The 695-nt window shown below is 72.9% G+C and carries 1 protein-coding gene; it reads right to left on the bottom strand.

The genetic code is table 11. The features are described from left to right. Positions 1-695: malonyl-ACP O-methyltransferase BioC (bioC, locus tag EEB15_RS33150; RefSeq protein ID WP_141514245.1), on the bottom strand; the 695-nt coding region annotated here is incomplete at both ends.

Genomic DNA, 695 nt, shown 5'->3' with positions numbered 1-695 from the left:
CGCGGTAGGTAGCGGGCAGCCCCTCGGGCTGGCGGAAACGCTCGTAGGCGGCGACCAGCGCGCGGATGCGCTGGCGCCCGGTCAGGCCGTCGGGCCGCCCGGGGTTGAGGTTGTGCGCGCCCAGCGCCTTGAGTTCGTGGGTCAGGCTGCGCAGGTCGGGGAAATGCAGGACCCGGTCCTCGTGGCGCAGGGTCAGCGGCAGCAGACCGCTGCCGGCCGCGTGTTGCAGGTAGTCGGCGAAGGCGCGGAAGCGATTGACGTGGACGAAGCCGTCCACCACCCGCCAACTGTCGCGCAACTCGCCCAGGGTACCGACGCACAGGCTGCTGAACGCCAGCACGCCGCCCGGCCGCAGGACCCGCCGCGCCTCGGCCAGGACCGCCGGGAGGTCGGCGCACCACTGGATGGCCAGGCTGGAGAACAGCAGGTCGCAACTGCCGTCGCGCAACGGCAGCCTCTCGGCGTCGCCGCCGATGAAATGGCTGGCGCCGCCGCGCGCGCGGGCATGCCGCAGCATGCCTTCGGCGATGTCCACAGCCAGGCCCTCGGCCGCGCCAAAGCGGCGTTCCAGGGCCCGGCTGAAATGACCGGTGCCGCAGCCGAGATCGACCCAGCGGCGCGGCGAGAAGCCTTCCGGCAATGCCGACAGCAGGCTCTCGCCGACGCCGCGCTGGAGTTCGGCCACCGCGTCGTAG

Source organism: Ramlibacter sp. WS9 (genome assembly GCF_003797765.1).
In the GTDB taxonomy this organism is placed as follows: domain Bacteria; phylum Pseudomonadota; class Gammaproteobacteria; order Burkholderiales; family Burkholderiaceae_C; genus Ramlibacter.
This window is presented reverse-complemented; position numbering and strand designations above follow the sequence as displayed.